Genomic DNA, 10,102 nt, shown 5'->3' on the forward strand with positions numbered 1-10,102 from the left:
GGTGGAGAAAATCCGCATCTCGAAGACGCTGGTCACGCTCGTGCGCGACGTGCCGGTGGAGCATGCGCTCGAAACACTCGTTGCGCATCCGCTCGATGCGCCGAAAGCCGTGGCCTTCCTGAAGGCCATGGAATTCACGACGCTCACGAAGCGGGTGGCTGAGATTTCAGGCGTCGATTTCGATTCGATCCCGCCCGATCCGGCCTATGCTGCGGCCGGCAAGGGCGGGGCGGTGCCGCCCGCGCCGGTCACGGATGCTGCGAGCACCATGCCCGCCGCCATGCCCTCCGCCGTGCCCTCCGCCGATGCCCTCACGCCTGCCGGCCTCGCCGCCGAGCGCCTCGCGAAATTGCGCGCCATGCCGGTGAAGCCCGAGAGCTTTCCGGCCGTCACCGAACTTGCGGCATTGAAAGCCTTTCTTGCCGAAGCGCAGGAGCGGGGCGTGCTCTCCTTCGATACCGAAACCTCGTCGCTTGATCCGATGCAGGCCGAGCTCGTGGGCGTTTCGCTCGCGGTTCAACCGGGTCGCGCGGTCTATGTGCCGCTCCAGCATCGCACGGGTGATGGCCTCTTCGATTCCGGCCTCATGCCCGGGCAGATTCCGCTCGCGGAGGCTCTCGCCGCCTTGAAGCCGGTGCTGGAAGACGAAAGCACGCTGAAAATCGGCCAGAACCTGAAATACGACCTGCTGGTGATGCGCCGTCACGGCCTCGATATTCACCCGATCGATGACACGATGCTCATCTCCTACGCGCTCGATGTGGGGCGCGGCGGGCATGGCATGGATGAGCTTTCCATGCGCCATCTCGGGCACCAGACGATCTCGTTCGGCGAAGTCGCCGGCAAGGGCAAGGCGATGGTGACTTTCGACCATGTGCCGATCGACCGTGCCACGGCCTATGCGGCGGAGGATGCGGATGTGACCTTGCGCCTCTGGCTCGCGCTGAAGCCGAGGCTTGCGGCGGAAGGCCTCGCGAATGTCTACGAGACGCTTGAACGCGGCATGCCGGATTGCCTTGCGAAGATGGAAAGGCGCGGCATTGCCATCGACCGGCAGATCCTCTCGCGCCTCTCGGGCGAATTCGCGCAGGGCATGGCGCGGCTCGAGGCGGAAATCCACGAAATGGCGGGTGAGACCTTCAATCTCGGCTCGCCCAAGCAGCTGGGCGATATCCTCTTCGGCAAGATGGGCCTGCCCGGCGGGCGCAGAACCGCGACCGGAGCCTGGTCCACAGGTGCCGATGTGCTCGAAGAACTTGCCGACCAGGGCCATGCCCTGCCGGAAAGGCTGCTGGAATGGCGGCAGCTCCAGAAGCTGAAATCCACCTATACCGATGCGCTTCCAGGCTATGTGAATGCCGAGACGGGCCGCGTGCATACTTCTTACGCGCTCGCCTCCACCTCCACGGGGCGGCTCTCCTCCAACGAACCGAACCTGCAGAACATTCCCGTCAGGAACGAGATGGGCCGGAAAATCCGCCAGGCCTTCATCGCGCCGCCGGGCCGCCTGCTGATCTCGGCGGATTATTCCCAGATCGAATTGCGCCTGCTCGCGCATATCGCGGAGATCCCGCAGCTCCGGAAAGCCTTTGCAGAGGGCGTGGACATTCACGCGATGACCGCCTCCGAAATGTTCGGCGTGCCCATCGCCGAGATGACGAGCGAGGTGCGCCGGCGTGCGAAAGCCATCAATTTCGGCATCATCTATGGCATTTCCGCCTTCGGGCTCGCAAAGCAGCTGGGCATCGGGCGCGAAGAGGCGGGAGCCTATATCAAGAAGTATTTCGAGCGCTTCCCCGGCATCCGCGACTACATGGAAGCGACGAAGCGCCGGGTGAAGGTGGAAGGCTTCGTCGAGACCATCTTCGGCCGCAAATGTTTCTTCCCGAACATCGATACGAAGAACCCCAGCGAGCGCGCCTTCCTTGAACGCGCGGCGATCAACGCGCCCATCCAGGGCTCGGCGGCCGATATCATCCGCCGGGCGATGCTGCGCATGGATGCTTCCCTCTCTGCCGTGAACTCGCCGGCCGAGATGCTGCTGCAGGTGCATGACGAACTGATCTTCGAAGCGCCGGAAGCGGCGGTGGCAAGCGCGATCCCTGTCATCACCCGCGTGATGGAGGAAGCACCGCTGCCGATCCTCGATCTCAAGGTGCCGCTGAAGGTCGATGCGCGCGCCGCCAGGAACTGGGACGAGGCCCATTGAGGGGCAAGACACTGAAGCTCCGTCAGAAACTGGCTTCGATGCAAGCCGCGATCCGAGGTGGCTCGAAAGGGCCAGCATGAATCACGGGGCTGAACCGGAAAGCGACGCAGCTGCGCTTTGCAGGAAATGCAGTCGGCGCTTCGGCGATCCTTGGCGCCATCGCTTCGCCTGTTCATCCGGCTCGGCTCCCGTCCTCACGCAAATGCCATTTGGCGGAAATTGCCGAGAGCCAGTAACAATTGCCATTCCGAGCCCGAATGACAGGATGATACGTGCAGGAACGCCGGTTCGGTTACGAAGAGGAATGGGGCCGTCTGATGCGTCTGGCTCTTGATGGGGATGCTCTCGCCTACCGGACCTTGCTAGGTGCGATCGCGCCGCATCTGCGAAACACGGTTCGGCGGGTTCTGTCTCGCTCCGGACGGGGAACCGCCGATCTCGAGGATATCGTCCAGGAGATCCTGCTCGCTGTCCATCTCAAGCGGGCGACCTGGGATCGGTCCCTCCCGTTCATGCCATGGCTGAACGCGGTGGCACGCTACAAGACCATCGACGCGCTGCGCCGCGCAGGCATTCGCGGAGAGGTTGAACTCGACGGCCTTGCCGACACTCTGGCCGCCCAGGAGAGACAGGAAGATCACACCCTGGACAGCAAGCGCATCCTTCAAGCCCTTGAAGCCCGACAGCGCGACATCGTCGTACAGATCATGCTCATGGGCCGCTCGGCAGCGGAAGTCGGCAGCGCGCTCGGGATGAGCGAGGGAGCGGTTCGGGTTGCTCTCCACCGTTCACTGAAAAAACTCGCGACGATCTTCAGGACCGGAAGCCATGAAAACTGAAAATTTCATAAGGCTCCTGGCGGAGGATCTTCCATCGGGGCCTGCCCGCCAGGGGTTAGCGCTGACGCGCTGGATTTCGGCGACCGCCCTGGGGACCGGCGCAACCTTCCTCCTCTTTGCCGGAGCACGGGCTGACCTGCTTGGCGGTGGCTTGCTGCCTTCAATCATGAAGGTCTTCATGGGGGCCTTGCTGGCCTGGGCGGCGATCGGAGGGGCAACGTCACTCGCGCGACCGGAAGCATCTGTCGTTCAGCCCTTGCGGCGTCTGGTCACCTTCGCTGCCTTTCTGGCGTTTCTCTTCGCCACAGAACTTGTGTTTCGTGGCCCGGATGGATGGCTTGTCCGAATGTTCGGCAAGAGCATCGTTGGTTGCCTGACGGTCATCCCGTTGCTTGCATTGCTGCCTCTCGTTGTTTCGCTTCATGCCTTGCGGGGTGGAGCAACGACATCCCCCACCTTTGCTGGCGGGCTTGCTGGCCTCGCTTCAGCTGGCGTGGCGATCATCGCCTATGCGGTATTCTGCACCGAGGACAGCCTTGTTTTCGTCGCGACATGGTATTCGCTGGCCGCGATTTTGGTTGCCGGGCTCGGCGCGGTCTTGGGTCGAACGCTGCTCCGCTGGTAAGCGACAGCGCGCGATCTGAACCTCACGCCATCTTCAAAACTCACATCGGAGAAACATGTCATGAACGCGCGGCTGGGTGTCATCGGTGGGTCCGGACTTTATGACTTGCCGGGGCTGGAGGATCGCCGCGAGGAAATGGTCCAGACGCCGTGGGGCACCCCCTCCGCAGCCCTGAGATTCGGGCGCATCGGTGCCACCGAGATTGTTTTTCTGCCCCGGCATGGGGACGGCCATCGCTTTTCGCCGGGCGGGATCAACTATCGGGCGAACATCGATGCGCTGAAACGCCTTGGCGTCACCGATATCGTCAGCTTCTCGGCGGTCGGGTCCTATAAGGAAGGACTGCCGCCTGGGACCTTCTTGCTGCCCGATCAGCTGGTGGATCGAACTTTCGCGCGCGAAAGCAGCTTCTTCGGCAATGGTTGCGTCGCGCATGTTCCCTTCGGCGAACCTTTCGGGCCCCGCCTTCGGCACCGGGTTGCCGAAGCAGCAAGGCGGGTCAGCGTGAACATCCGAGAAGGAGGAACAGCGGTCTGCATGGAAGGGCCGCAATTCTCGACACGGGCCGAAAGCCTCTTCTACAAGGGCCAAGGCTACGATGTGATCGGCATGACATCGATGCCTGAAGCGAAGTTGGCACGCGAGGCGGAGATCACCTATTGCATGTGCGCGATGGTGACAGATTTCGACTGCTGGCATCCCCATCATGAGGATGTGAATGTCGAGCTGATTCTGCGGCAGGTCCACGAAAACTCGGAGGCCGCGCGTCGCGTTCTCGTGGCTCTGGCCGCTGATTTCCCGTCGGAGCGCGAGGAATGCCCGGCGGGCTCGCATCGGGCACTCGATTTCGCGATCATCACGGCGAAGGAAGCGCGCGATCCAGCCCTTGTTGCCAGGCTCGATGCGATTGCCGGGCGCGTGCTGCGGTAGGCATTGGCTCTTGGCTTAAAGGCGGAAATCCGAGAACCGGCGCATGAAGCGGCGGTCGATCCAGTCTTTCCACCGCCAGACCCAACGCCCCTCCACAGCAAGCCAAGCGCCGCGACCAGCAATGGCCGAGCCGTCGCCGGTCATCAGGATGGTCAGAAAATCAGGGTCAGGCCGGTGCGGCTTGAGAGGCTCGCCCCGCAAGGCGCGGCGGATGTTCCCGGTCAATGCCGCACCCTGACGAACTGCGAAAACCCCGGCCTTCGGCATGGGATCCGATATCATCGTCGCGCAATCCCCGACGGCAAAGATCGCGGGATCGCCGATCGAGGCAAGGGTGGGCGCGATGGAGAGAAAGCCGCCGGTGGTTACCGCCAGAGCGGTCTCGCCCAGCCATTCCGGTGCCTTGGCCGCGGTGGACAGGAGGACAGCTTCGGCCTCGACAGAGCGTCCATCCTCGGCACGAATACCATCGGCAGTGATTTCGACGACGCGAAAGGAATCCAGCACGGTGACGCCATGGCGGGCGAGTGCATGGCGGACATGCCGGCGGACGCCCAGGTTCAAGGTCGGGACAAGCCCGTTGCCCGTCGCGATGGCGATCCAGAACGGACGGCCGACGGTCTCGAGATTGCCCAATCGTGCCTTGAGCGCGAGCGCCAGTTCGATCCCGGCGGCGCCGCCACCCACCAGCACGATCCGGCGCGGCCCATCCGGGCGTGCGGCATCGGCCAGAAGAGCATCGAGCCTTTCGAGAAAGGTGCTGATCGGCTTGACCGCAATTCCATGCTGCCCGGCACCGGTGATCCCAGAAAGGTCTGGTGTGATCCCGATATTGAGCGAGAGTATGTCATAGGGGATCAAGCTGCCATCTTTGGTTCGCACATGGCGGTTCACCCGGTCGATCCCGTTCGCGGCGGAATCCACGAGCGAGACGCCTGCAACCCGCGCGAGACGCCCGAGATCGATATGCATCTCGGAATGGCTGTAGAACCCGGCAATATGACCCGGAAGCATGCCTGAATAGGGTGTCAGCAGCCGATCTGTCACCAGCGTCACCGCGATATCCGGCTCGGGATGTTCAGCCAGGGCGCGGATGACCTGAACATGGGCATGCCCGCCCCCGACAAGGACCAGCTGCCGGCTCATCAGAAAAGCGCCTCCCCCAATTGGGCGATGACGGCGCGCGTGCGCGGGGCCAATCTGTCCCCCACGGCCAGTTGCTCGCGAAGCCAGTCGAGATCGGCAAGCTCATCCATGTCCCGCTGCGCGGAAAGAAGCCGCACGGTCAGATTGGCGATTGATGCACGACGCAAGGTTTCATCCAGCACCTTTGGCGTGCTCCAGGCCATCGGGGCGCAGAGCGTCGTCGCGGCTTCGAGGCTGCGCACACCCAGCAGGCAATAGCCGCCATCAACGCTTGGGACGATTACAACCTCATCAGGATTGCCGTTCTGAAGACAATGCGCTGCCTCGACGAGAACATCGCTGCTGAGGAGCGGCACGTCCGCGCCCATGATCATCGCGCCAGCTGGACAATGCCTCAGGCATGTTTCCAGGACCTCGAGCATGGTTGCGCCAAGATCGCCGGCATCAGCATAGGCGAGGCGCCATTCCGGGCCCAGGATCGCTGCGATTTCCTGTGCCGCATCCACTGGCCGGAAAAATGCCAGGGGCTTGATCCCTGCACGATCGGCAGCCTCGCGCGCGGCACGCGCGGAATCCTCCAGAAAGGCGCGGGACAGACGCGCGGCGGCTTCCGGCCCGATGCTGGCCGCAAGACGAGTCTTGCTGATGCCCGGGCGCGGCGGTTTGCACATCAATCCAAGGCCGATCGGTGCAAGGGTCATGGCCGGGATCTCGCGCCACTCCGCGAAGTCATGGCCTCGCGCCCGATCACCCAGAGGATCTTGACCCCGGCGCGGATGGTTCCGCTCACCGTTCCCGAGACCTTCGACACGCCGATCCTGCGACGGTAATCAACCGGGATCTCGAATATGGGCAATCCCTGCCGCGCGGCCTTGATCTGCATCTCGACGGTCCAGCCGAAATTCAGGTCAGCCATAACGAGTTGGTCGAACGCATCGCGGGAAATCGCACGGAATGGGCCAAGATCGGTGAAATTCCTGCCCCAGATGAGCCGGATCAGCGTGCAAGCCAGCCAGTTCCCGAAGATTTGCTGAGGTGTCAATGCGCCGGGCTCCCGCTTGCCCAGGACGCGCGAGCCAAGCGTGAACTCCGCTTCTCCCGCGAGGATCGGCGCCAGCAGGCGGAGCATGGCCGAGAGATCATCGGCCGCGTCTCCATCGACAAACACGAGGATATCAACCGGAGGAAGCGCCGCGATTGCTTCCAGACAAGCGCGCCCGTAACCCGGACCTGTCACCTCGACCACGATTGCCCCGGCGCGTCGCCCGATCTGTAGTGTCCCGTCACTGGATCGAAAATCGCCAATGGCGACCGCATCGACAAAAACAGGCATGGCTGCGAGTACGGCCGGCAGCGCGCCGGCTTCGTTACGCGTGGGGATAACGACGCCGATCCTCTTGCCGCCGAGGCTCATCGCTTCACCTCGCGTGCCCCGAGGCGTTCGTGCAGCGCGATCGCCCCGAAAAGCGGCGCGAGGTGTAAGGCAGCAAGCCCGTAGCTGTGAATGTCGCGCAGGCCCGCAGCGGCAAGCGGAAAAAACAGGAAATAGATCGGCAGGCCGACCGCGCCGAAGATCAGCACCCAGGAACCGCTGGCAGCCGCAAGAGGGAGAAACCACGCGGCATACCAGGGAAACTGTGCCGGCGAGAGATAGAAGAGCAAACCGGCGAGAATGGAGGCCCGGCCCACGAGCCCGGCTGAACCTTTCCCGGATCGCAGGCCGATCGTGAGGCTCGCGCCGGCAGCGACGCCGACAATGGCTGCTCGAAGAACCAACTCACCCGTTCCGGGCCCGAAACCTTGGAAAAACAGGAAGGAAAGCCATGCAAATGGGGCATTATTGATGCTCCATCCACCAGCATAGGCGGTGAGCCCGGCCTGCGCCGAGAGGCTGGCCCAGAGCAGGGGCCCGCAAGTGAGCAGGGTGATGCTTCCAAGGCCAAGCGAAAACAAGAAAAGCCTCCGGCGATCCGGCCAGAGCGCCCTTGCGAGAAGCGGGGCGAGCAGAAGCGGCCAAAGCTTCACCCCCACCGCCAGCCCAAGCCCGATCCCGGCGGCGAGCGCGCGATTCCGGCTCGCTGCAAGCAGCGCAAGCAGAACAGGAGGAGCCAAGGCCGCATCGATATGGGCCTGGCCTGTCAGGCAGAAGGCCATCAGAGGGTTGCACCAGTAAAGCGCACCCATGAGCATGGAGCCGCCGTTGCTCCGAAGCCAGTGCCAGATCAGGATCGCCGTCACCGCCTCCGCCGAGAAGATGACAAGGCGCAGTCCATCAAGCTTCCAGGGCGCGATCCAGTGGGCGATGGCAAAAAGGGCTTGAGCCGAACCTGGATAGATTGACCGGAGATCGGGAAAGTTGATGGCCTCGATCACCCCTCGACCGGCATCAACCAGGCCGGTGAGCGCGGGTGGCAGTTCGCCCAGCAAATTCTGGGGCGAAAGGGTGTAGGGATTGAAGCCTCGCGCCACCATCGCGCCATCAAGGAGGTAGCGGTAGTGATCATCCTCCAGCATCGGGCCGGCGCCGAAATACGGCAGACGCATGAGAATTCCGGCAGCTGCGATGGCGACCCCGATGCCCCAATGCGGCGCCATTCCCCGTGCAAGCCAGATGGCCCAGACCACAAGCCCCCCCGACAGCGTCAGCAGGCCGAACAGGGAGAAGGCCACGCCCCAGCTGTCTCGTGCAGCTCCGGATAATGGACCAAAGGCGCGCGCCAGCACCAAGTGGGACAGAAACGCACCGGCCAAGGCGGAGAGCAAGATCCAGAGCCGGAAATCGCGCGGGCGCGACCGCTCGTCAGGAAGTGAGGACGGCACATTCATGAACCGGGAATGGTCCGCGCAAGAAGCTTGCCCCAGCTCGCATCGTAGGGGTGAGGCTTGCCCGGTTCATCGCCCTTGACCAGCACGCCCCCTTCCGCCGCCCAGCGAAACACACCACCGCGCAGGTTGAAGATCTGCCCTTTGGTGTGAGGCGCGAGTTCCCGCAAGGTCTGCATCAGCACCTGCGACGACCGCACGCCAACGGCACAATAGAAAACAACAGGCTGGTCACCCAATTGATCGCGATGCGCGCTGAGAACATCCTTCGCCGAGCTGCCTGGCTCGATGCGGATTGCCCCGGGAAGATGTCCGGCCTCGAATTCCTCCCGGGTGCGCACGTCGAACAGGGTGACCGCGCTCGTGGCCATCATGCTTGCCAGCTTGGAGACGGAGATGTCATCAACCGGGTAACGCCGGATGATTTCGCGTTCGACATCGTCGAGCGTGACCTTCGGATTGGTCGGATCGAGTATCAAGGGGCCATGGATCGAGGGAAGTTGCAACATGTTGGCCAAGGCCAGCGCTGCGACAAGGAGCAGGCCGGCCACGTAACCGATTGCGCGTGAACGAGGCGAGATGCGTGACACCATATGTCTCCCGTTTGGACCCTTCGGATTTGCCACGTTCACGAGATGGGCAGGCTGCGGTTGAGCGACCAGTCGTAATCATCCTCAACAATCCGCGGCGATCTCGCGAGCTTCTGCTTCAACTCGGGCTCGGCAAAAGCCAGGAAATGCGCGAGCAGTCCGGCATCGTCGCCGCCGAAATCCTCGATGAACCACTTGTAGATCGAAGAGACCTTGAGCCCGCCCGAGGGAAGCACCGTTACCCCACGCGGATGGTTGATGAAGTCGCGCGCGGCTTGATCGAGGTCGGCCTCAAGCGTTGCCGCACGCCAGGCGCGGTTGAGAAGATTGGGGCAACCATGGGAGGCGCAATTCACCACGTAATGAACGCGCGGATCCTTGAAAGTCGGACGCATGATCGAATGCTCGATGTCATCGAGCGAGAGACGGCGGCCTTCCACCGTCACCCGAGGCTGACGCCAAGGGCCGGTATAGGCCTTTGGGTCGAGCCATGAATCACTCTTGATGTCGCGGATCGAGGCAACCGGATACCGGTCGATCACAACCTTGAGAGTCACGGCATTGTAGAGGTTGCCCCAGTAGGCCAGGGCCTCGCCACGGGCCATGGTGGAGGGCTGGCGCTGCGCCAGCTCCGCGATATAGGCATCAAGTGCCGCGCGATCGGCTGCATGGGCGCGCCAGCCGGCGTAATCGACCCGCGTCAGGCCGTCCGGGTTCGGCTTTACATAGCGACGCAGAAGAGCATCATAAGGTGCATCGGCATCCCCCTGTGCGGCTGTGATTGTGCCCGGCGCGAACACAAGCACAAAGCCAAGTGAAACACCGAGCCCAAGGGCCTGGCGACGATCAGGTTTCGGCGGGCTGTTGCGCATGAATGCGATCTCCACAGAATTCAAAGGATTTGTCTTCACGCATTCCGGCCCTCGAAGCGCTTGCGCAG

General features: G+C 63.0%; 10 protein-coding genes. 4 read left to right on the forward strand and 6 right to left on the reverse strand.

Annotated elements, in window-relative coordinates; translation table 11 throughout:
- From polA to ACKODO_RS11965, 4 genes are all read left to right on the forward strand, one after another.
- A partial coding sequence (polA, locus tag ACKODO_RS11950; protein ID WP_408983660.1) for a DNA polymerase I occupies positions 1-2,209 on the forward strand: 2,209 nt, incomplete at its 5' end.
- A gap of 272 nt (positions 2,210-2,481) precedes the next feature.
- A complete protein-coding gene (locus ACKODO_RS11955) occupies positions 2,482-3,048 on the forward strand; it encodes a sigma-70 family RNA polymerase sigma factor (RefSeq protein ID WP_408983661.1) in 567 nt (188 codons plus the stop codon).
- On the forward strand, positions 3,038-3,673 hold the full coding sequence (locus ACKODO_RS11960; protein ID WP_408983662.1) for an NrsF family protein: 636 nt from the start codon (positions 3,038-3,040) through the stop codon (positions 3,671-3,673). The genes ACKODO_RS11955 and ACKODO_RS11960 overlap by 11 nt, the downstream gene beginning before the upstream one ends.
- 60 nt (positions 3,674-3,733) lie before the next feature.
- Entirely contained in the window at positions 3,734-4,603 is an 870-nt protein-coding gene (locus tag ACKODO_RS11965; RefSeq protein WP_408983663.1) for an S-methyl-5'-thioadenosine phosphorylase, read from the forward strand.
- Positions 4,604-4,618: 15 nt separating this feature from the next.
- Here ACKODO_RS11965 and ACKODO_RS11970 read toward each other — a convergent pair whose 3' ends face one another.
- The 6 genes from ACKODO_RS11970 to ACKODO_RS11995 are packed head-to-tail and all read right to left on the reverse strand — an operon-like array spanning position 4,619 to position 10,034.
- A complete protein-coding gene (locus ACKODO_RS11970; RefSeq protein WP_408983664.1) occupies positions 4,619-5,749 on the reverse strand; it encodes an FAD-dependent oxidoreductase in 1,131 nt (376 codons plus the stop codon).
- Positions 5,749-6,450: a TIGR04282 family arsenosugar biosynthesis glycosyltransferase gene (locus tag ACKODO_RS11975; RefSeq protein ID WP_408983665.1), complete on the reverse strand. Its 702-nt coding sequence runs from the start codon at positions 6,448-6,450 to the stop codon at positions 5,749-5,751. The genes ACKODO_RS11970 and ACKODO_RS11975 overlap by 1 nt, the downstream gene beginning before the upstream one ends.
- The gene (locus ACKODO_RS11980) at positions 6,447-7,163 is read right to left on the reverse strand and encodes a glycosyltransferase family 2 protein (protein ID WP_408983666.1); all 717 of its coding nucleotides are present in this window, start codon (positions 7,161-7,163) and stop codon (positions 6,447-6,449) included. Before ACKODO_RS11980 ends, ACKODO_RS11975 begins: the two co-directional genes overlap by 4 nt.
- Positions 7,160-8,575 carry a hypothetical protein gene (locus ACKODO_RS11985; RefSeq protein WP_408983667.1) on the reverse strand — a complete coding sequence of 472 codons (1,416 nt, stop codon included), beginning with the start codon at positions 8,573-8,575 and terminating at the stop codon, positions 7,160-7,162. Before ACKODO_RS11985 ends, ACKODO_RS11980 begins: the two co-directional genes overlap by 4 nt.
- Positions 8,572-9,162: a rhodanese-like domain-containing protein gene (locus ACKODO_RS11990; RefSeq protein ID WP_408983668.1), complete on the reverse strand. Its 591-nt coding sequence runs from the start codon at positions 9,160-9,162 to the stop codon at positions 8,572-8,574. Before ACKODO_RS11990 ends, ACKODO_RS11985 begins: the two co-directional genes overlap by 4 nt.
- Positions 9,163-9,200: 38 nt before the next feature.
- Entirely contained in the window at positions 9,201-10,034 is an 834-nt protein-coding gene (locus tag ACKODO_RS11995) for a DUF547 domain-containing protein (RefSeq protein WP_408983669.1), read from the reverse strand.
- Positions 10,035-10,102: the final 68 nt, after the last annotated feature.

Source organism: Rhabdaerophilum sp., assembly GCF_046092605.1.
Classification (GTDB): domain Bacteria; phylum Pseudomonadota; class Alphaproteobacteria; order Rhizobiales; family Beijerinckiaceae; genus Rhabdaerophilum.

Coding starts and splice junctions, on each gene's coding strand:
- ACKODO_RS11995 (WP_408983669.1), bottom strand. CDS start 10,034: ATGCGCAACAGCCCGCCGAAACCTGATCGTCGCCAGGCCCTTGGGCTC.
- ACKODO_RS11960 (WP_408983662.1), top strand. CDS start 3,038: ATGAAAACTGAAAATTTCATAAGGCTCCTGGCGGAGGATCTTCCATCG.
- ACKODO_RS11965 (WP_408983663.1), top strand. CDS start 3,734: ATGAACGCGCGGCTGGGTGTCATCGGTGGGTCCGGACTTTATGACTTG.
- ACKODO_RS11975 (WP_408983665.1), bottom strand. CDS start 6,450: ATGACCCTTGCACCGATCGGCCTTGGATTGATGTGCAAACCGCCGCGC.
- ACKODO_RS11970 (WP_408983664.1), bottom strand. CDS start 5,749: ATGAGCCGGCAGCTGGTCCTTGTCGGGGGCGGGCATGCCCATGTTCAG.
- ACKODO_RS11985 (WP_408983667.1), bottom strand. CDS start 8,575: ATGAATGTGCCGTCCTCACTTCCTGACGAGCGGTCGCGCCCGCGCGAT.
- ACKODO_RS11980 (WP_408983666.1), bottom strand. CDS start 7,163: ATGAGCCTCGGCGGCAAGAGGATCGGCGTCGTTATCCCCACGCGTAAC.